16 protein-coding genes and 1 pseudogene are annotated in these 20,863 nt (G+C 67.6%); 11 read left to right on the top strand and 6 right to left on the bottom strand.

Going from position 1 to position 20,863, the window contains the following annotated elements; all coding sequences use genetic code 11:
• The first annotated feature begins 387 nt into the window (after window positions 1-387).
• The 3 genes and pseudogenes from VFE83_RS16130 (at window position 388) to VFE83_RS16120 (ending at window position 3,508) form a co-directional block, all read left to right on the top strand.
• Window positions 388-1,205 (top strand): annotated as a pseudogene (locus VFE83_RS16130) (CoA pyrophosphatase).
• The gene (locus tag VFE83_RS16125) at window positions 1,202-2,062 is read left to right on the top strand and encodes a sulfurtransferase (protein WP_324908008.1); all 861 of its coding nucleotides are present in this window, start codon (window positions 1,202-1,204) and stop codon (window positions 2,060-2,062) included. The pseudogene VFE83_RS16130 and the gene VFE83_RS16125 overlap by 4 nt, the downstream one beginning before the upstream one ends.
• 111 nt (window positions 2,063-2,173) lie before the next feature.
• The gene (locus tag VFE83_RS16120) at window positions 2,174-3,508 is read left to right on the top strand and encodes a substrate-binding domain-containing protein (RefSeq protein WP_324908006.1); all 1,335 of its coding nucleotides are present in this window, start codon (window positions 2,174-2,176) and stop codon (window positions 3,506-3,508) included.
• A gap of 27 nt (window positions 3,509-3,535) precedes the next feature.
• Here the strand turns inward: VFE83_RS16120 and VFE83_RS16115 are convergent, their stop codons facing one another.
• Window positions 3,536-4,309, bottom strand: coding sequence for an enoyl-CoA hydratase/isomerase family protein (locus VFE83_RS16115; protein WP_324908004.1), 774 nt, complete (start codon window positions 4,307-4,309; stop codon window positions 3,536-3,538).
• A gap of 96 nt (window positions 4,310-4,405) precedes the next feature.
• Between VFE83_RS16115 and VFE83_RS16110 the strand changes: the two genes are divergently transcribed.
• Window positions 4,406-4,849: a copper chaperone PCu(A)C gene (locus VFE83_RS16110; RefSeq protein WP_324908002.1), complete on the top strand. Its 444-nt coding sequence runs from the start codon at window positions 4,406-4,408 to the stop codon at window positions 4,847-4,849.
• A 341-nt stretch (window positions 4,850-5,190) separates the two neighbouring features.
• Here the strand turns inward: VFE83_RS16110 and VFE83_RS16105 are convergent, their stop codons facing one another.
• From VFE83_RS16105 to VFE83_RS16090, 4 genes are all read right to left on the bottom strand, one after another.
• Entirely contained in the window at window positions 5,191-5,712 is a 522-nt protein-coding gene (locus VFE83_RS16105) for an acyl-CoA thioesterase (protein ID WP_414674770.1), read from the bottom strand.
• Complete coding sequence (gene uvrA / locus VFE83_RS16100) at window positions 5,709-8,624, bottom strand: excinuclease ABC subunit UvrA (RefSeq protein WP_414674769.1); 2,916 nt, start codon at window positions 8,622-8,624, stop codon at window positions 5,709-5,711. The genes VFE83_RS16105 and uvrA overlap by 4 nt, the downstream gene beginning before the upstream one ends.
• Before the next feature lie 191 nt (window positions 8,625-8,815).
• Complete coding sequence (locus VFE83_RS16095) at window positions 8,816-9,700, bottom strand: hypothetical protein (RefSeq protein ID WP_324908000.1); 885 nt, start codon at window positions 9,698-9,700, stop codon at window positions 8,816-8,818.
• Between the two features lie 83 nt (window positions 9,701-9,783).
• A complete protein-coding gene (locus VFE83_RS16090; protein ID WP_324907998.1) occupies window positions 9,784-11,862 on the bottom strand; it encodes a S8 family peptidase in 2,079 nt (692 codons plus the stop codon).
• A 624-nt stretch (window positions 11,863-12,486) separates the two neighbouring features.
• Here VFE83_RS16090 and rplU point away from each other — a divergent pair.
• The 3 genes from rplU (at window position 12,487) to cgtA (ending at window position 14,331) form a co-directional block, all read left to right on the top strand.
• Window positions 12,487-12,795 carry a 50S ribosomal protein L21 gene (gene rplU, locus VFE83_RS16085; RefSeq protein ID WP_206859467.1) on the top strand — a complete coding sequence of 103 codons (309 nt, stop codon included), beginning with the start codon at window positions 12,487-12,489 and terminating at the stop codon, window positions 12,793-12,795.
• A gap of 16 nt (window positions 12,796-12,811) precedes the next feature.
• A complete protein-coding gene (gene rpmA, locus VFE83_RS16080) occupies window positions 12,812-13,069 on the top strand; it encodes a 50S ribosomal protein L27 (RefSeq protein WP_158985443.1) in 258 nt (85 codons plus the stop codon).
• A gap of 191 nt (window positions 13,070-13,260) precedes the next feature.
• Window positions 13,261-14,331, top strand: a complete 1,071-nt coding sequence (gene cgtA, locus VFE83_RS16075) for an Obg family GTPase CgtA (RefSeq protein WP_324907992.1) — start codon at window positions 13,261-13,263, stop codon at window positions 14,329-14,331.
• 115 nt (window positions 14,332-14,446) lie between these two features.
• On the opposite strand, the gene rpsT is transcribed toward cgtA, so the two are convergent.
• Complete coding sequence (rpsT, locus tag VFE83_RS16070; RefSeq protein ID WP_324907990.1) at window positions 14,447-14,716, bottom strand: 30S ribosomal protein S20; 270 nt, start codon at window positions 14,714-14,716, stop codon at window positions 14,447-14,449.
• A 103-nt stretch (window positions 14,717-14,819) separates the two neighbouring features.
• Between rpsT and murJ the strand changes: the two genes are divergently transcribed.
• The 4 genes from murJ to lspA all read left to right on the top strand — a co-directional run bounded on the left by murJ (window position 14,820) and on the right by lspA (window position 20,839).
• Window positions 14,820-16,448 (top strand): murein biosynthesis integral membrane protein MurJ, encoded by a 1,629-nt coding sequence (gene murJ / locus VFE83_RS16065; RefSeq protein ID WP_324907988.1) that lies wholly within the window; start codon window positions 14,820-14,822, stop codon window positions 16,446-16,448.
• 30 nt (window positions 16,449-16,478) lie between these two features.
• Window positions 16,479-17,462 (top strand): bifunctional riboflavin kinase/FAD synthetase, encoded by a 984-nt coding sequence (locus VFE83_RS16060; RefSeq protein WP_324907986.1) that lies wholly within the window; start codon window positions 16,479-16,481, stop codon window positions 17,460-17,462.
• 66 nt (window positions 17,463-17,528) lie between these two features.
• Window positions 17,529-20,342, top strand: coding sequence for an isoleucine--tRNA ligase (gene ileS, locus VFE83_RS16055; RefSeq protein WP_414674773.1), 2,814 nt, complete (start codon window positions 17,529-17,531; stop codon window positions 20,340-20,342).
• A complete protein-coding gene (lspA, locus tag VFE83_RS16050; protein WP_324907983.1) occupies window positions 20,342-20,839 on the top strand; it encodes a signal peptidase II in 498 nt (165 codons plus the stop codon). The genes ileS and lspA overlap by 1 nt, the downstream gene beginning before the upstream one ends.
• Window positions 20,840-20,863: the final 24 nt, after the last annotated feature.

The following is a 20,863-nucleotide window of genomic DNA, read 5'->3' as shown; positions in this document are numbered from 1 at the left end:
TGCCATTGCGTTATCCCCGCGAAAGCGGGGATCCAGTGTCTTAAGCTCCACCCCGCTCGCGCTACGCGCGAGCGGCTTTGCCAAAACGTTATCCCCGCGCAGGCGGGGATCCAGTGCCTTTCCAAGCTTCACGGTTCGCGCATCGCGCGAGCGCCTCTGCCATTGCGTTATCCCCGCGAAGGCCGGAGATCCAGTGCCTAGGCGTCCACGACGCCCGGTCACAAGCAAAACCGCCTCACCCGTCGGGCCGGCCATGCCGGCCCGATGTTTTTTGCAAATTCGAAACCACTGAAACCGCGGCGCCTGTCCCGCGTCGCGCTTCAGACCTGCATGCGCAAGCCGATACCGGTTGAAACGCGCAGGCGCCCCCCTTAGGTTTGTCGTTCGATGAATACCCTGTTCCGCGCCGTCCTCAGCCCCTGCATCGGCGTCTGCTCGCTCAACGACGACGGCCTGTGCGACGGCTGCCACCGGACCAGCGCCGAGATCGCACGCTGGCCGTACATGGACGACGACGAACGCCTGCGCATGATGGAAACCGTGTTGCCCGAACGCGAGTCGCGACGCCGGTGAGCGCAGGCCGCGCCGACCCCGGATTGCCGGACTGGCCGCGCCTGCGCGACGCGCTGTATCCGCTGGCCGAACCCCCGCAGGGACCCGGCTGGAATCTCGACGAACTGCACGACCTGGTGCCCGCGGATACCGCGACCGTGCAAGCGGCCGTGCTGGTCGGACTGGTGCCGCGCGATGGCGGCACGCAGGTGGTGCTGACGCGCCGCACCGATGCCCTGCGCCAGCATGCCGGCCAGGTGAGCTTTCCCGGCGGCCGCATCGAGCTCGACGATGCCGATGCGGTGGCCGCGGCGATGCGCGAAACGCACGAGGAGATCGGCGTCTCCTCGATGCTGATCCATCCGCTGGGCTACCTGGATCCGCTGGCCACCATCACCGGTTATCGCGTGCAGCCCGTCGTCGCGGTATTGGCGGCCGATTACGTCGCAACGCCCGATCCGAACGAGGTTGCCGACGTGTTCGAAGTGCCGCTGTCGTTCCTGCTCGATCCGGCGAACCTCGCCACGCACACGCTCGATTACCGCGGCCGTCCCCGCCAGGTGTTCGAGTACCGCTATCCCGCGCAACGCATCTGGGGCGCGACCGCCTCGATGCTGTTCAACCTGCGCCAGCGCCTGGAGGCGATCCGATGAGCGACAACGCGATGCACTGGACCACGCTGGTGTCGGCGGAGGAACTGGCTGCCGCACTGGGGCGCGACGATCTGGTCGTGTTCGACACGCGTCATTCGCTGGCCGCACCCGAAGCCGGTGAGGCCGCATGGCGCAAGGCGCATATCCCGGGGGCGTTCTATGCGCATCTGGATCGCGAACTGTCCGATCACCGCAAGGCGCACGCCGGCCGCCACCCATGGCCCGACGATGCCGACTTCACAGCCGCGCTCGCACGCTGGGGCGTGACGCCGCGACACCAGGTGGTGGTCTACGACGCGGGCGATGGTGCGCTCGCTGCCGCGCGCATGTGGTGCATGCTGCGCATGCTGGGCCACGAACGTGTGGCCGTGCTCGACGGCGGCCTGACACGCTGGCAATCGCTTGGCCTGGCGACCGACGCCGACGTGCCCTTGGCGGCGCCAGCGCCGCCGTATCCCGCGACCTTCGACTGGAGCCGCCTGCTCGACGCCCAACAGGTGCAGGCGCACCTGGACGCCGGCGGCGTACTGCTGGACGCGCGAGCCGCCGAACGTTTCCGCGGAGAGGTCGAACCCATCGATCGTGTGGCCGGCCACGTGCCGGGCGCGATCAACCGTCCCTACGCGTTGAACATGCGCGATGGCCGCTTCCGTCCGGCGGACGAGCTGGCACGGGAATTCACGACGCTGCTGCAGGGGCGTTCCGCGTCCGACGTGGTGGCGATGTGCGGCTCGGGCGTCACCGCCTGCCACCTGCTGCTCGCGCTGGAACATGCGGGGCTGAAAGGCCGGTTGTTCACCGGTTCGTGGAGCGGATGGATCGACGATCCCTCGCGCCCCATCGCGCGTGGCGACTGACTTGTCCGGGCAAGGCCATTGCCCGCGCGCATGACGAACAGCGCGCTTTCGTAACCTGACCGTCATCCAAGCCCCCGATCCTTGCGCGATTTCGCATTGGGGGTGTGCTGCATGGCACGTATTTCGAACTGGGTCCTCGCGCTCCTGCTGACCGTTCCGTGCCTGGCATCGGCACAGGTGGACGCCGAGCGCGTCCGTATCCATGGATCGCAGACCATGGCTGCGCGGCTGGTGCCCGCGGTCGCCGAGGCATGGCTGCGGGACATCGGCTACGAGGGAATTCGGCGCGCGCAGCCCGGCCCCAACGTCACCGAGATCCATGCGCAGCGCGACGGCCTGCCTTTGATCGTGGAGATCGCCGCGAGCAGCTCGGCCGACGGCTTCCAGGATCTGGTCGACGGCAACGCGCAAGTCGCGATGATGACGCGCCGTCCGAACGCGGCCGAACTCGATGCCGGGTGGCAACTGGGCGACCTGGCTTCGCACGACCAGGAGTTCGCGCTGGCGCTCGATGGCGTGGCGGTGGTCGTCAACCGCAATAATCCGATCGCGAAGCTGAGCCTGACGCAGTTGCGCCGCATCTTCGCGGGCCAGGTGCGCGACTGGCGCGAAGTCGGCGGACGCGGTGCGGTGCACCTGCACATGGTTGGCGGCACGAATTCCGCACGCGACATGATGGACGAGCGCGTGATGCAGGGCGATGCCTATGCGCCGGCAGAGCTTCACGTCGACGGCAACGCGCTGGTGCAGGCCATCGCGCGCGATCCGCAAGGCATCGGCTTTGTCACGCTGCGCCAGCCGTGGGGTGCGAACGTGCGCCCGATGGCGCTCTCCGACGGTGGTCGGGCGGTGGCGCCGACGCGCCTGGCGGTGCAGAGCGAGGACTATCCGCTCACGCGTCGGCTGTACCTGTACGGCAGCCAGATGATGGGCGCACTCAGTCGCAGCTTCGCGCTGTACGCGATGGGCAAGCGCGGCCAGGATGCCGTCGCGCAGACGGGTCATCTCTCGCTGACGATGCGACCCGGCGCAAAGCCGGCGTCCACAAGCGGTCCGCGCGAGTATCGCGGGCTGGTGGCCAATGCCACGCGCCTGCCGGTCAGCCTGCGCTTCAACTTCAGCGGTGCCAACGACAGCGGCATCGCCAGCAGCGTCTACGACAGCCGCTCCGTGCGCGACCTCGAGCGCCTGACGGCCTTCCTGCAGCTACCCATCAACCGCGGCAGGCGCGTGCTGGTGATCGGGTTCGCAGATGCCAACGCGGGCAGCGCCGTGGCCGCGACACTGATGAGCAACGATCGCGCCGATCTGGTCGCGCACGAGCTGATGGCACGCGGCTTCAGCGTGGCGCATGCGCGCGGCATCGGTTCGCAGGTACCGCTGGCCGCGACCGGAACGCCCACCGCGCGCTACCGCAACGAACGTGTCGAGATCTGGCTGCAGTAACGCAACTCAGTGACGGACTGCGCGCGGTTACTTGCCCAGTCGTGCCACCAGTGCGTGCAGGGCGGCCTGCGTGGCCGGGTCGCCCCATGCATCGACGAAGCGCGTCAGCTGGATGTTTTCCGGCTGCAGCGCGGCGATCACGTCGGCACGTGCAATCGCGCGGGTCTGGCGCATCACCGATTGCGGCAGCCTGAGCAGCTGCGTCAGCCATTCGCGCGCGCGCGAGGCGACGTCCTCGACGTCGACCAGCTCATCGACCAGGCCGATGCGCTCCGCGCGTTCGGCTTCGACCATGTCGCCGGCGACGACCAGACGCTCGGCGCGATAGACACCGACCACGCGCTGCATCAGGCGCAGGATGCCGACCGGCACCACCAGCCCGACCTGGGTTTCGTTGAGGCCGATGCGATACGGTTTGGACGGATCCTCGCTGCGTGCCATCACGCGATAGTCGCAGCACAGCGCCAGTACGCAGCCACCCGCTGGCGCATGTCCCCCGATGGCGGCCACCACCGGCACTGGCGATTCGGCCAGCGCCAGCGCAGCCGAGAAGAACGCTTCCCACGCCTGCATCAGCGCGGCGCGATCGTTGCCCAGCGAAAGCAGGTAGGGCACATCGAGACCGGCGGAAAACACCTTGGTCCCGCCGCTGAGCACGATGCCCTGCGCGCCGCCCTCGATAGCGCCCGCGAGCGCGTGGCGCAGGTCGTTGCACAGCTGCGGGTTGAGCGCGTTGACCGGCGCACGGGCCAGTTTCAGTTCGACGATGCCGTCAGCGGAGTGGATTTCGACAAGGCTCATGGAAACGTCCTGTGGCCGGCGTCGCGGCGATGAAGAGGGCTGATGATGTCCGCCTCGGCACGGCTGCGCCGACGCGGCAGCCGGTATCATAGGCCCATGAACACTCTCCGCCTTCGCCTGGGTTTGATCGGACTTCTGTGTGCGGCCTCGACGGTGGCTCCTGCCGCCGACTGCGTGCCGCAGGTGCGCGAGGGCTGGCTGCGCATGCCACCGATGCAGATGCCGATGCTGGCCGGTTTCGGCCGCATCGAGAATCCCTGCGCCATGCCGGTCACCGTCGTCGGCGCGAGCAGTGCGGCATTCGGCGAGGTGTCGCTGCACGAAACGCGCGTGGTCGACGGTGTGAGCCGCATGCGCGCCATGCCGGAACTGCGCATCGCGCCGGGTGGTTCGGCCGTGCTCAAACCGGGCGGTCTGCACCTGATGCTGATGCAGCCTTCCGCCGCGCTGAAGCCGGGCAGCAAGGTCGCCGTGGAGTTCACGCTGAAGGACGGCGGGAAGGTGCTGGGCGAGTTCGTGGTGAAGAAAGCGGGCGAGTAGGGGGGAGCGAATCCCCCTTGATCCCCCTTTTTCAAAGGGGGAAAACCAGCAGGGCGCTGCTCGAGGCGAGGCGCTTTGGAGACGGAGCGAATCCCCCTTAGCCTTCCTTTTTCAAAAGGGGAAGACGAGCGGCTGCTGCTTGCGGCGAGGCGCTTGGCCGCGGAGTGAACCTCCTGGCTCCCCTTTTCGAAGGGGAAACCAGTAGGTCGCCCGACCTGACAGTAGGGAAAGCACGCACACCGCGAACTTGGCGCTGACGACGTGAAGTTGGATGTAGCGCTTTGCTTCTTCTCCCCTCTTTGGAAAAGAGGGGGCGGGGGAGATTCGCTTTTCCCGCAGCGTCAGCTGCAGGCCAGCCGCACCGCTTCCGGCAGCTGCGCCGCACGCCCGGTGCCGCGATGGATCCACACCATCACCACGTTGCCGTCGCAATACAGCACGCCGCTGTCGCGCGCATCGACGATGCGATGCCCGATGGTCACGCTGGTGTTGCCCAGGCGTTCGACGAACAGTTCGATCTCGACTTCAGCCGGCCATTCGACCGGGCGCTTGTAGTTGAGGTTGGCCGCTGCGACAACGGGCGCGATGTGATCGTCCAGCCCTTGTCCCGGCACGCTCAGCATCCAGCGCAGGCGCGCTTCTTCCAGGTAGCTCAGGTACTTCGAGTTGTTGACGTGGTTGAACGCGTCCAGGTCGCGCCAGCGCACCGACAACGGCACGCGGATCAGTGCGACGGGTTCGGCTCGCGGAGCGGCGAGCGGCTCGGCAGCCGTGGGTGCGGCTGCCGCCTCCTTCTTCGTCGCGGCGGGCTTGCGCTTGCGCGCGGCGGTCTTGCGGGGCTTGGGTGCGGCGGTGTCGCTCATGCAGCCGATTTCTTCCGGTTGTTGGCCTTGGGCTTGCCCGTCGCCTTGCGTGTGTCGGCTTCGGGCTTGGTCGCCAGCAGCGGTGCGAGGAACCGGCCGGTATGCGAATGCGGCAGCGCGGCGATGTCCTCCGGCGTACCGCAGGCCAGGATCGTGCCGCCACGATGGCCGCCTTCCGGGCCCAGGTCGATGACCCAGTCGGCCGTCTTGATCACGTCGAGGTTGTGCTCGATCACCACCACTGTGTTGCCATCGTCGCGCAGGCGATGCAGCACGGTCAGCAGGTGCTCGATGTCGTGGAAGTGCAGGCCGGTGGTCGGCTCGTCCAGGATGTACAGCGTGCGCCCGGTGTCGCGGCGCGAGAGTTCCTTGGACAGCTTCACGCGCTGCGCCTCGCCGCCGGACAGCGTGGTCGCGCTCTGGCCCAGCTTGATGTAGCTCAGGCCGACGTCCATCAGCGTTTCGAGCTTGCGCGAGATGGCCGGGATCGCCTCGAACAGGTTCAGCGCATCCTCGACGGTCATCTCCAGGACGTCGTTGATGTTGTAACCCTTGTAGAGGATCTCCAGCGTCTCGCGGTTGTAGCGCTTGCCACCGCACACGTCGCACGGCACGTACACGTCGGGCAGGAAGTGCATCTCGACCTTGATCAGGCCGTCGCCCTGGCAGGCCTCGCAACGTCCGCCGCGCACGTTGAAGCTGAAGCGGCCCGGCGAATAGCCACGCGCGCGTGCCTCCGGCACCTGCGCGAACAGTTCGCGCAGCGGCGTGAACAGCCCGGTGTAGGTGGCCGGGTTGGAACGCGGCGTGCGGCCGATCGGCGACTGGTCGATGTCGACCACCTTGTCCCACAGCTCGATGTTCTCGTGCTCGCGGTAAGGCGCCGGCGTGTGCGACGCGCCGTTGAGTTCGTTGGCGGTGATCGCGAACAGCGTGTCGTTGATCAACGTCGACTTGCCCGAGCCCGACACGCCGGTGATCGCGGTGAACAGCCCCGACGGAATCGCCAGGTCGACGTTCTTGAGATTGTTGCCGGTGGCGCCACGCAGGTGGAAGGTGGTCTTGGCGTCGGGCTTGTGGCGCCTGGCCGGGATCTCGATGCGCTTCTTGCCGCTGAGGTATTGACCGGTCAGCGAACGTGGTGCCTTGAGCACGTCGTCCAGCGTGCCCTGCGCGATCACTTCGCCGCCATGCACGCCCGCGCCCGGGCCGATGTCCACGACGTAATCGGCCAGGCGGATCGCATCCTCGTCGTGCTCGACGACGATGACGGTGTTGCCAAGGTCGCGCAGGCGCGTCAGCGTGCCCAGCAGGCGCTCGTTGTCGCGCTGGTGCAGACCGATGGACGGCTCGTCCAGCACGTACATGACGCCGACCAGGCCCGCGCCGATCTGCGAGGCCAGGCGGATGCGTTGCGCCTCGCCGCCCGACAGTGAATCGGCCTTGCGTTCCAGTGTCAGGTAATCCAGGCCCACGTCCACGAGGAAGCGCAGGCGGTCGGTGATTTCCTTGACGATCTTGGTCGCGATCTCGCCGCGCCAGCCGGGCAGGTTGAGGGACTTGAAGAACGCCAGCGCATCATCGACCGGCAGCACCACCAGTTCCGGCAGTGCGCGCTCTGCCACGAACACGCTGCGCGCGGCGCGGTTGAGGCGCGCGCCACCGCAGTCGGTGCAGGCGCGTTCGCTGATGTACTTGGCCAGTTCTTCCTGCACCGCGGCCGATTCGGTCTCGCGGTAGCGGCGCTCGAGGTTGGGAACGATGCCCTCGAAGCGATGCTTGCGCTGGCTGCGTCCGCCGCTCTCGGTGAGATAAGTGAAAGTGATGAGGTCGTCGCCGCTGCCGAACAGCACCGCGTCGCGCACCTTCGCCGGCAGCGACTGCCACGGCGCATCGACATCGAACTTGTAGTGCTTGGCCAGCGACTGGATGAGCTGGAAGTAGTACGCGTTGCGGCGATCCCAGCCGCGCACCGCGCCGGCCGAGAGCGACAGCTCCGGATGCACGACCACGCGCGCCGGATCGAAGAACTCCGCCACGCCCAGGCCGTCGCAGGTGGGGCAGGCGCCGATCGGCGAGTTGAACGAGAACAGGCGCGGTTCCAGCTCCGGCAGCGAGTAGTCGCACACCGGGCAGCTGTACTTGGACGAGAACAGCAGCGGTGCCGCGTCGGGATTGTCCAGCGACATCACCTGCGCCATGCCGTCGCCGAGCTTCAGCGCGGTCTCGAACGATTCGGCCAGGCGCTGCTTGATGTCCTCGCGCGGCTTGAAGCGATCCACCACCGCTTCGATGGTGTGCTTGACGCGCAGCGCCAGCGGCGGCACGGCGTCGATCTCGTGCAGCACGCCGTCCACGCGCACACGCACGTAGCCCTGCGCGCGCAGTTGCTCGAACACCTGCGCGTGCTCGCCCTTGCGCTCGCGGATCACCGGCGCGAGCAGCATGTAGCGCTGCTCGCGGCCTTCCTCGCTTTCGCCCAGCGCGACCACCTGGTCGACCATCTGGCTGACCGTCTGCGCTTCGAGTGGATAGCCGTGGTCCGGGCAGCGCGGCGTACCCACGCGTGCGTACAGCAGGCGCAGGTAGTCGTAGATCTCGGTGATGGTGCCGACCGTCGAACGCGGGTTGTGCGAAGTCGACTTCTGCTCGATCGAGATGGCCGGCGACAGCCCCTCGATGTGGTCGACGTCGGGCTTCTCCATCACGGAGAGGAACTGCCGCGCGTACGCGGACAGCGATTCGACGTAGCGTCGCTGGCCTTCGGCGTAGATGGTGTCGAACGCGAGGGACGACTTGCCCGAGCCTGACAAGCCGGTGATCACGATCAGCTTGTCGCGCGGCAGGTCGAGATCGATGTTCTTGAGGTTGTGCGTCCGCGCGCCGCGGATGCGGATGTAATCCAGCGCCATCGGTTGCCTGTCTGGGGAGGGTCGCCGTCGCGGAGCGCGAGGGCGAACAGAGGAGCGTATCGACTGGCGTAGATGGGGGCAAATCGCCGGAAGCAAAGTCCAGCACGGGCGCGTCGGGTGCGGATCGCGACCGGTGTCGCGGGCCGCACGACCGGGCGTTCAGTCGGGAGCTGAACGCCCGGCGGGCAGGTTCATGAACGACCCTGCACGAGGCGGAATCGCGCGGCGGTGCCGGGGCCCGCCTGGTCGGTGGTCTCGATGGCGGCGGGACTGACGCCGTTGACGATGAGCTGTACCTTGATCGCCTCGGCGCGCTGCCGCGCCAGCGCCGGGTCGCCGTTGGCCGGGCCGGCCACTTCGATGCGGGTGCCATCGCCGGCGGCCTGGATCACCTCCGCCGCCTTGCTCAGCAGTGCCAGGCTTTCGGGTGCCACGCGCGCGCTGCCGTCCTCGAACCGGATCGGCGTCTGCGCGACGGCTTCGTTCAGCGCCTTGATGAGTTCGTCGCCGGACGTGCCGGGCCTGACCTGCGCCAGCACGGCCGACGCGGGATCGGCGGGCGAGGCGGTGTCGCCCATGCCCTGGAGGAGCCCGGTGTACGTGAAGCCGGGGAACATCAGTTCGGCCTTGGCCAGCAGCGCCTTGCGGGCCTCCACGGGCGCATGGCCGCTGAGTTCGATCTTGCGGCCTTCGAACGACAGCGCTGCGCCGGGCACGGCGAACGATGCGAGGAACCGGGGCAGGGCGGCCTGCCAGGGCGCCGGGCGCGCGCCGCGATCGACGGCGATGTCGCCCGAGACGTGCTCCGCACCATAGGCGCGTACCAGCGCACCGAGCACGGCCTTGCGGCTGGCCTCGCTGTCGACGGTGCCGTCGTAGCGGACGTCGCCGTTGTTGTTCACCAGATTGAGACGGGCCTCGAAGCGTGCCGCAGGGGCGGCTTCCGCCTGTGCTGCTGATTGCGGGGAGGCCGGCTCGCGGCTGCATGCGCCGATGGCGATCGTGACGGCGAACAGCAATGCAGCCAGTGCCGGGCGCGCGACGCGGCTGGAACGGGTGGTGCGGTGTGGACTCATGGGCACTCCATCGACGGGGGAAGCCGCGGGGGCGGACATCGGCGGAAGGAAAGGCCCGGCGGACCGAGCCTTTCCGGTGGGGCTCAGCGCTTGGACGCGTATTCGATCTCGACCGGATCGGCGCATTCCTGCGTGCCGTTGTTGCACAGCTTGTAGCTCATGGTGCCGGTGCCGATGACGCGGAACGTATCGGTGGCGCGGCCGTTGTTGCGCACCGTCTTGAGGATGGCGCCGTTGCGGTAGATGTCGATGTTGCGCTTGCCGTGCGTCCAGTTCAGCACCACCTGCGTGCGGTGGTTGGTCAACTGGGTCGCTTCGGCCTCGACCGAACGTGGCCAGTTGGCGTCGGTGAAGCTCGGATACAGCGACACGCCGGCGGCGTTGCTGAAGCCGCGGATGGTGACGTACCAGGTGCCGCCCTGCGGGGCCGGGAAGAAGCAGTTCTCGTTGTTGCCGGAGGCGAACGGACGGCAGTCGTACGCGGTCGTGGTCGGTTCGGCCGCGCGGCGCACGTACATGTCCGCGTCGCCCGTACCGCCGTACATGGCGAACAGCAGGTTCGACGCACCGTTGGGCACCAGCAGCTCATAGCGCACGGTGTCGCCGGCCAGCACCTCGATGCCGGTGACGGTGACACCATTCTCCAGCTCGGTGGCCGGCGGCGGCGGCGGCGGCGGCGGGACGTCCGGCGGCAGCGGTTCGGAACCGGCGGCCACGGCCACGGCATAGCGGGCGTCGATGATGCCGGCGCCGCACCACTTGTTGTAGCCGCAACCGTTGGCGAATCCGCCCGACGCATATGCCGTGTTCTCGAGGATCTTCTTGACCTCGTCCGGCGTCTTGGGCGTCGATGCGGCCGACTGCATCAGCGCGATCACGCCGGCGACGTGCGGGGCGGACATCGAGGTGCCCGCATACCAGGCATAGCCTTCGCCTTCCTGGCCCTGCAGGCCCAGGTTGAGGGTGGACAGGATGTTGTCCTCGGCCGGGACCACGCCCGAACCGCCCGGCGCGGCCACGTCCACGACGTTGCCGTAGTTGGAGAAGCCCGACAGCGCGCCCGTGGGACCGACGGACGACACCGTGATCACGTCGTTGCAGCTGGCCGGCGAGTAGTTCGCCGCATCGGCCGAGGAATTGCCCGCCGACACGACCACCGTGGTGCCGCGCGCCTTGGCCGCGGTGTACGCCGCCTGTTCGGCCACGCTGCACGCGCCGCTGCCGCCCAGGCTGAGGTTGATGACCTCCGCCGGCGTCGCGTTGGCCGGCACGCCCGTGACGGTGCCGCCGGAGGCCCAGGTCACCGCATCGATGATGTCGGACTCGTAACCGCCGCACTTGCCCAGCACGCGCACCGGCTGCACCTTCGCGCCGAACGCCACGCCGGCGACGCCCGCGTTGTTGTTGGTCGCCGCGGCCACCGTGCCGGCCACGTGCGTGCCGTGCCAGCTGCTGTCCTCGGGAATGCCGAAGATGTTGCATTCGCCGTCGTGCCAGTCGCCCGGATCGTTCGGGTCCGCATCGCGACCGTCGCCGTCCACGCTGACCTCGGTGTCGATGATGAAGTCGTAGCCGGGCACGTACTGGCTGTCGAGTTCGGAATGCGGCGTGCTGCCCGTGTCGAGCACGGCCACCACGATGCCGTCACCGGTGCTCAGGTCCCACGCGGGCTCGGCGTTGATGCCGCCAGGGCCGTTCTTGTAGTGCCACTGCTGCGCGTAGCCCGGATCGTTCGGCACCATCATCGGCTTGCGCAGGCGGTCGGGTTCCACCGCCAGCACGTTGGGGTCCTTCATCAGTTCCAGCATCAGCTGCTTGGTCGCCACGCTGTCGAGCTTGCGGTCGGTGCGGATCAGCGAGCTGCCGGTGGCCAGCGTGCGCATCGGCGCGATGCCCACGCCCAGTGCCTTGGCGGCGGTCGCCAGTTGCTGCTGCGCGGAGGCGGCGCTCATGCGCTTGGCCGCGGACCTGTAGGTGATGATGAAACGGTCGTGCTGTTGCGGCTGCGCTTTCGCCGCCTTGGCCGCCTGTGGGGAGAGGGTGGAGACCTTGGCCTTGTTCACCGTCGGCAACTTGCCTCCGGAGTTGGCCGCGGGGGCCACGATGAACGCCGTGGCGATGGCGAGGGCGGTCCACTTCAGCGAGCGTGCTTTGTGAGTCATGACAACATCCCTTGTTGATGGTGGCTGCTGTTGCTGGAACTCCCGGCGTCTCCCCTGTGCGGCGTCGGGTGCGGGACCGCGAAACGGATGCCGTATCGCGGAACGGGGGCGTGCAGGCGCGCGCGCTCGTCGATGCGGCGCGTCGGGCACGTGGAATCGGGAAGGCAGTTGCGCTGCGCTCGCGCTGGCAGCGTGAGGAGCGTCAGGTTGGGATGGGTAGTCGGCGGCCACGGCCGCTCGGAAGCGTCATCGCGGCGGACAGGCAGTCGGAATCCTTTCGACACAGGGCCTCCATGCTCACTCGGTCTGCCCATCCGATTGGACAGACGTGGTGCTTTCAGGTGATGCGGAACGGCGCCCTGGAGCCTCCCGCACGCCGACCGTAGTGCATGCCCGTGTGCGCTGCAAGCCCTTGAAAGCAGAGGATTTTCACCTTCACGGGGCTGAATGCGGGGCAAAGCGTGCGGGCCATCGCGATTTGCGGCTCACCTGGCGACCAGGCGGGGGCCTTCTCGCGCGAGATGGCGCTGACTTGCCTGCGCCATGGAAAAACCCTAGAATTCCGCTTCTGTCCGCCCGCATGGGTGCGGCAGGCGACCAAAATAACTACAGAGGAATCTGGTCATGTACGCAGTAGTAGTCACCGGCGGTAAGCAGTACCGCGTGATGCAGGGCGAAACCCTGCGCGTCGAGTTGCTCGATGCCGAAGTCGGCAGCGAGATCAAGCTGGACAACGTCCTGATGCTGGGCGGCAGCGACGGCGTGAAGGTTGGCGATGCCCTGAAGGGCGCGTCGGTCTCCGCCAAGGTGGTCGGCCACGGCCGCGCCGACAAGGTGCGCATCGTGAAGTTCCGCCGCCGCAAGCACCACCGCAAGCAGATGGGCCACCGTCAGCATTACACCGAAATCGAAATCACCGGCATCGCCGGCTAAGTGAGGAGAAGCAGCCATGGCACACAAAAAGGGCGTAGGTTCCACCCGTAACGGCCGCGACTCCAACCCGAAGTACCTCGGCGTGAAGATGTACGGCGGCCAGGCCATCGAGGCCGGCAACATCATCGTCCGCCAGCGCGGCACCCAGTTCCATCCGGGCGCCGGCGTCGGTCTGGGCCGCGATCACACCCTGTTCGCGCTGGTCGACGGCAAGGTCGAGTTCTCGACCAAGGGTCCGAAGAAGCGCCGCACCGTCAGCGTCGTCGCCGAATAAGGCGATCGAAGCTGCAGCGAGGGCCCCGCTTCGGCGGGGCTTTTCGTTTCGGACAGTTGGTAAGCGGGAATGGAGAATCGGTAATCGCGACAGCGAACCCCCGCGCTTCATTGCCTCATGGCTTTCATGCCGCCACGATGCCCCTGCTTTAGACGATTCCCGATTTTCCATTCCCGATTCCCGGCATTCCCATGAAACTCGTCGACGAAGCCGAAATCCAGGTCATTGCAGGCGACGGCGGTAACGGCTGCGTCGGATTCCGCCGAGAGAAGTTCATTCCGCTCGGTGGTCCCGACGGCGGCGACGGTGGCGATGGCGGCAGCGTCTGGCTGGTTGCCGACGAAAACCTCAACACGCTGGTCGACTTCCGCCACCAGAAGCAGTTCCGCGCCCGGCGCGGCGAGAACGGCATGGGCCGGCAGATGTACGGCAAGGCCGGCGACGATCTGGTCATCACCGTGCCGGTCGGCACCGTGGTCACCAACGTCGAGACCGACGAGGTCATCGGCGACCTGACGCGCCACGGCGAGCGCCTGCTGGTCGCGAGGGGCGGCAAGGGCGGCCTGGGCAACATGCATTTCAAGAGTTCGGTGAACCGCGCGCCGCGCAAGGCGCTGCCGGGCCTGCCGGGCGAGCAGCGCGAGCTCAGGCTGGAACTGAAGCTGCTGGCCGACGTGGGCCTGCTGGGTTTCCCGAATGCCGGCAAGAGCACGCTGATCCGCGCGGTCTCGGCCGCGACGCCGAAGGTCGCGGACTATCCGTTCACCACGCTGTATCCCAACCTGGGAGTGGTCAGCGTCGAACCGCATCGCAGCTTCGTCATCGCCGACATTCCCGGCCTGATCGAGGGTGCGGCGGAGGGCGCGGGCCTGGGCACGCAGTTCCTCAAGCACCTGCAGCGCACCAGCCTGCTGCTGCACCTGGTGGACATCGCGCCGATGGAAGGCGGGGTGGAGGGCGTCAGCCCGGCCGACCAGGTGCGCGCGATCGAGCGCGAACTGGAAAAGCACGACCCCGAACTGCTCGGGCGGCCGCGCTGGCTGGTGCTCAACAAGGCCGACCTGCTGCTGGAAGAAGAGCAGCAGGCCGCGGCCAAGGCCATCATCGACGAGCTGGACTGGAAGGGCCGCTGGTACCTGGTCTCTGCGATCAGCCGCGAAGGCACGTGGCCGATCATGCTGGACGTGATGGCCTTCTTCGACCGCCAGCGCGAGGACGCGCTGGAGGCCGAACGCGCCGGCGGCGACCATGCCGCATCCTGAGGCGGTCGTGCAGGCAACAAAAAACCCGGCATCGGCCGGGTTTTTGTTTGCCCCATTGCTGGAAGCGGGTGCCGCGCAGCGCCTGACGCGCGGAGCGGCGAACCCGCTTGCCGGATCAGGCGGCCTGGAGCGCCTTGATGCGGGCGTTCAGGCGGGCCTTGTGACGGGCGGCCTTGTTCTTGTGGATCAGGCCACGCGCGCTGAAGCGATCGAGGATCGGCTGAGCGACGACGAAGGCGGCCTGGGCACCGGCGGCGTCGTTCTCGCCCAGGGCCTTGAGCACCTTCTTGACGGCGGTACGCAGCATCGAACGCTGGCTGGCGTTGCGGGCATTGCGGACCACGGTCTGCTTGGCGCGCTTTTTGGCGGACTTGATGTTTGCCACGGCGAATTCCTGGAAACTGGTAAGTGAAAGTGGGTCTGGGGACAATCAGACCGGAAAGTATGGAGGATTCAGTGGGTTGCGTCAACTGGAAGGGGAAGGGGCGATGAGCGGCGGCCTGCTGCGATCCACCACGGTGTTCAGCGCGATGACGTTCATCTCGCGCGTGTCCGGACTGGTCCGGGACCAGATCTACGCCGCCGTGTTCGGCGCCGGTCCGGCCATGGATGCGTTCGTCGTCGCCTTCCGGATTCCCAACTTCATGCGCCGGCTCTCGGCCGAGGGGTCGTTCTCGATGGCCTTCGTCCCGGTGCTGGCCGAGTACAAGGCCAAGCACGACCAGGCGGCGATCAAGGAGCTCATCGACCGGGTGGCCGGCACGCTGACCGCTGCGCTGCTGGTGATCACGGCGCTGGCGGTGCTGTGCGCCCCCGCGCTGATGCGACTGTTCGCGCCGGGCTTCGAGCCGGGCACCACGCAGAGCGACCTGGCCGAGCTGATGCTGCGCATCACCTTCCCGTATGCGTTGTTCATCTCGCTGGCCTCGTTCGTCGGCGGCATCCTCAACAGCTACCAGCGCTTTGCGATCCCCGCGCTCTCGCCGGTGCTGATGAACCTGTCGATGATCGCCGCGGCGCTGGGCCTGGTCCCGCTGATGAGGGACTGGGGCTACGAGCCAGTCCTCGCGCTGGCGTGGGGCGTATTCGTGGCGGGCATCCTGCAGCTCGCATTCCAGTTGCCGTCGCTGGCGCGGCTGGGCCTGCTGCCGCGTCCGCGCTGGGGCGCAGCCCACGCCGGCGTGCGCAAGATCATGAAGCTGATGGTGCCGACGCTGTTCGGCTCGTCGGTCGCACAGGTCAACCTGCTGCTCAACACCATCATGGCCTCGTTCCTGATCGGCGGCAGCGTGACGTGGCTGTACTACACAGACCGTCTGCTCGAATTCCCGCTGGGCATGTTCGGCGTGGCGATCGGGACGGTGATCCTGCCGCACCTGTCCAGCCGTCACGCGGCCACCGATCCGCAGGGGTTCTCGAAAGGCCTGGACTGGGGTTTCCGACTGTGCCTGCTGATCGGCATACCCGCGTGCCTGGGCCTGATCTTCTGCGCCGAGGCGCTGATCGCCACGCTGTTCCAGTACGGCCACTTCAAGGCGCACGACACGCACATGGCGCGCCTGAGCCTGATGGCGCAATCCACGGCGGTGCCGGCGTTCCTGCTGGTGAAGGTGCTGGCTCCTGCGTTCTACGCGCGCCAGGACCCGAAGACGCCGGTGAAGTCCGCGGTGGTGGCAGTCGTCGTGAACCTGACGGCCACGCTGGGATTGATGGCCGCGCTGCTATGGCTGACCGATGCCGGCGCGCAGGCGCTGGCCACCAGCAACGGCGATCTGACCCAGGCGCTAGGCCACATCCCCGGCGCGCATGCCGCACTGGCGCTGGCGATCGCGCTGGCCGGCTGGACCAATGCGCTGCAGCTGTGGTGGTACCTCAAGCGTGCCGGCGTGTACCAGTCGCAGCCCGGCTGGGCGAAGTTCCTGCGCCAGCTCGCCATTGCCAGCATCGCGATGGTCATCGTGCTGGGCGCGTTGCTATGGCTGTGGCAGGGCTGGACGGTGTGGCCGTGGTGGGAACGCGTGTGGAAGCTCGCCGTCGTGGTGGGGGCTGGCGCGGGTGCCTACGGTGCGTCGCTATGGCTGCAGGGCATCCGTCTGCGTGATCTTCGGGGACATTGAGATGGCACCCGGCGGCTATACTTCAGGCCGATGAGCAGGCTGTTTCGTGACGTCGAGGGCGGGCCCCGGTGCCCGCACGGCAGTGTGGTCTGCATCGGCGCATTCGACGGCCTGCACCTGGGCCACCAGGCGCTGGTGCGCCACGCGCTCGCCCGCGCGTGCGTGCTCGGCGTGCCTTGCGTGGTGCTGAGCTTCGAGCCGCTGCCGCGCGAATTCTTTGCCGCCGCCGAACCGCCGCCGCGCCTGATGCTTCCGCGCACCAAGGCCGAGCGCCTGTTCGCGATGGGCGTGGACCAGTTGGGCCTGCTGCGCTTCGACCGCCAACTGAGCAGCCTCACCGCGGAGGAATTCGTGCGCCAGGTGCTGGTGCACCGACTGTCCGCGCGCGAGGTCTGGGTGGGCCCGGAGTTCCGCTTCGGCAAGGCGCGCGCCGGCGACATCGGCGTGTTGCACGCGCTGGGCGAGGTGCACGGCTTCGCGGCCGGTGAAATCGAGCCGGTGCTGGTCGATGGCGAACGTGTTTCCGCCACGCGCATCCGCGAGGCGCTGCGTGCCGGCGACTTCGCCACGGCCGAGCGTTTCCTTGGCCGCCCGTACGCGATCGGTGGACACGTGGTGCCCGGCAAGCAGCTCGGCCGCACGCTGGGCTTCCCCACGGCCAACCTGCGTTTTGCCGGCAAGAAGCCTGCGCTGTCGGGCATCTACGCGACCTGGGTGCACGGCGTGGGTGATCGTCCGCGCGCCTCCGTGTCGAGCCTGGGCACGCGTCCCACGGTCGACGGCGTGGAGCCGTTGCTGGAAGCACACCTGTTCGATTTCGATGGCGACCTGTACGGACGCCGCATCGAAGTGGAGTTCGTCGCCAAGCTGCGCGACGAGCTCAGGTTTTCCGATCTGCCCGCACTGACGGCCCAGATGCATCTGGATGCCGCACAGGCGCGGCATCTGCTCATGCCTGAGCAGGAGCCCGCACATGCTCGTGCGGACAATTCACCAAACGCACTTACCCGATAGGTTCCCGTGAGCCAAGATCCGAACCAGTACAAAGCCACCCTGCATCTGCCCGCGACGGAATTCCCGATGCGCGGCGACCTGCCCAAGCGCGAGCCGGAAACGCTGGCACGCTGGGAGGGCGAGGGCCTGTACGCGCGAATCCGCGGGAAGGTGTCCGGCCGCGAGCGCAGCTTCGTGCTGCATGACGGTCCGCCGTACGCCAACGGTGCGATCCACATCGGCCACGCGGTCAACAAGGTGCTCAAGGACATCGTGGTGAAGTCCAAGCTGCTTGCCGGCTACGACGCACCGTACGTGCCGGGCTGGGACTGCCATGGCCTGCCGATCGAGCACCAGGTCGAGAAGAAGTACGGCAAGGTCGGCGAGAAGCTGGATGCCAGCGAGTTCCGCCAGAAGTGCCGCGAATACGCCGCCGAGCAGATCGACCTGCAGCGTCGCGACTTCAAGCGCCTGGGCGTGGTCGGCGACTGGGACAACCCGTACCGCACCATGGATTTCCGCTACGAGGCCGACATCATGCGGTCGCTGGCGAAGATCGTGGAGCGCGGTCACCTGGTGCGCGGCGCCAAGCCGGTGCACTGGTGCTTCGACTGCGGTTCGGCGCTGGCGGAGGCTGAGATCGAATACGCCGACAAGCAGTCCTGGGCCATCGACGTGGCCTACGACGCGCGCGATCCGCAGGCGCTGGCCGCGCTGTTCGGTGTGGATGCCGACGCCGGCGTGCGCGTGGCTATGCCGATCTGGACCACCACGCCGTGGACGCTGCCGGCGAGCCTGGCGATCAGCGTCGGCCCGGAGCTCGACTACGTGCTGGTCGAAGGCCCGCGCCTGCCCGACGGCAGCCGCCGCCTGCTGGTGCTGGCCGAGGCGCTGGCCGGCAAGGCGCTGGCGCGCTATGGCGTTGAGGACGTCGTCGTGCTGGGCCGCGTGGTCGGCAACCAGCTCGAAGGCGTGCTGCTGCAGCATCCGTTCTATGCCGAACGCGACATCCCGGTGCTGCTGGGCGACCACGTGTCGGCCGAGGACGGCACGGGCATGGTCCACACCGCACCGGGTCACGGCCAGGAAGACCATGCGGTCGGCCTGAAGTACGGCCTCACGGACCGTTACACCGCGGCGCAAATCAATCCGGTCGATGCGCGCGGCCTGTACCTGCCGACCACGCCGCCGGCCGATGGCGTGGTCATCGCCGGCCTGCACCTGTGGAAAGCGAACGACGTGCTGATCGACGTGGTGCGTGCCAGCGGGCATCTGCTGGCCGCGCACAAGCTCACCCACAGCTATCCGCATTGCTGGCGCCACAAGACGCCGGTGGTGTTCCGCGCCACGCCGCAATGGTTCATCTCGATGGAACAGGCGGGCCTGCGCCGCGACTCGCTGACGGAGATCGGCAAGGTCAGCTGGGTGCCGGAGTGGGGCGAGGCGCGCATCTACAACATGATCGAAGGCCGACCGGACTGGACGATCTCGCGCCAGCGCTACTGGGGCGTGCCGATCGCGCTGTTCTTCCATCGCGAGACCGGCGAGATCCATCCGCGTTCGGCCGAGCTGATGCGCCAGGTGGCCGACCGCGTGGAGCAGGCCGGCGCGGACGCGTGGTATGCGATGACCGCGGAGGATATGCTCGGCGGTGAGGCCGCGCAGTACGAGAAGGTCACCGACATCCTCGATGTGTGGTTCGACTCCGGCGTGAGCCACGAATGCGTGCTGGCGCAACGTCCGCAGGACGGCCTGCACAAGCCGGCCGATCTTTATCTGGAAGGCTCGGACCAGCATCGCGGCTGGTTCCACAGCTCGCTGCTGACCGGCGTGGCGATGGACGGCGTGGCGCCGTACCGCCAGGTGCTGACGCACGGCTTCACCGTGGACGAGCAGGGCAAGAAGATGTCCAAATCGCTCGGCAACACGGTCGAGCCGCAGAAGGTGATCAACGCGATGGGCGCCGACGTGCTGCGCCTGTGGATCGCCGCCACTGACTACCGCAACGAGATGTCGGTGTCGGACAACATCCTCAAGCGCACGTCCGACGTCTACCGCCGCATCCGCAACACGGCGCGCTTCCTGCTGGCCAACCTCAGTGGTTTCGACCCGTCGGTGCACCTGCGCCCGCTGGAGGACATGGTCGCGCTGGATCGCTGGATCGTGCATCGCGCCGCGCTGTTGCAGGACCGCATTGCCAGCGCGTACGAGCGTTACGACTTCGCCGAGATCGTGCAGGCGCTGTCCAACTTCTGCAGCGTCGACCTGGGCTCGCTGTACCTGGACGTGACCAAGGACCGTCTGTACACGATGCCGGAAGACTCGCGCGGGCGTCGTTCTGCGCAGAGCGCGATGTACCGCATCGCGGAAGCCTTCGTGCGCTGGGTCGCGCCGATCCTGGCCTTCACCGCCGACGAGATGTGGCGTCACCTGCCGGCCGTGACCGATCGCGGTCCGCGCGAGGACAACGTGCTGTTCGTGACCTGGTACGACGGTCTGGCCGTGCTGCCGGAGGATGCGGCGCTGTCCGAGGAGGACTTCGAACGCCTGCTGGCGCTGCGCGAGGAAGTCAGCCGGACCCTGGAACCGATGCGCGCAGCCGGGCAGATCGGTGCGGCACTGGAAGCGGAGATCGGCCTGAAGGCCGGCGTCGCCGACCAGAACTGGCTGGCACCCTTCGCCGACGAACTGAGATTCCTGTTCATCAGCGGCGACGTCGAAGTGATCGCCGATGACGAGGCCAAGGACATCGCCGTGCTCGCCACGCCGACCACCAAGACCAAGTGCGTGCGCTGCTGGCAATACCGCGGCGACGTGGGCAGCGACGCCGGGCATCCGGAACTGTGCGGCCGCTGCGTGACCAACGTCAGCGGCGCCGGTGAGACGAGGGAGTGGTTCTGATGGCGTCGGTCCGTCCCAATGCGCTCTCGTGGCTTGCGGTGTCGGTCGTGGTCATCGTGCTCGACCAGCTCGCCAAGCAATGGGTGCTGAGCTCGCTGCCGGAGTACACGGCCATCCCCGTGATCGAAGGCTTCTGGAACTGGTATCGCACCTACAACACCGGTGCGGCGTTCAGCTTCCTGAGCGATGCCGGCGGCTGGCAGAAGTACTTCTTCGTCACCCTGGCGGTGGCGATCTCAGGCCTGCTGGCGTACTGGCTGTCGCGCACCCCGCGGCGCGACTGGAAGAGCGCGCTGCCGTTCTCGCTGGTGATCGGCGGAGCGCTGGGCAACGTGATCGATCGCCTCATGCACGGGCACGTGGTCGATTTCATCCAGTGGCACTGGCAGGACCACTACTGGCCGGCGTTCAACGTCGCCGATTCGGCGATCGTGGCCGGTGCCATCGGCATTGCCGTGTTCGGCCTGTTCACCAAGCCCGCGCCGAAGGCCGGATGAACCGTCGTCGCGCGGTAGAATGAC

The organism is Lysobacter sp. (assembly GCF_035655815.1).
Classification (GTDB): domain Bacteria; phylum Pseudomonadota; class Gammaproteobacteria; order Xanthomonadales; family Xanthomonadaceae; genus Lysobacter_J.
The sequence above is the reverse complement of the archived record's forward strand: the minus strand, read 5'-3'. Positions and strand labels throughout refer to the sequence as shown.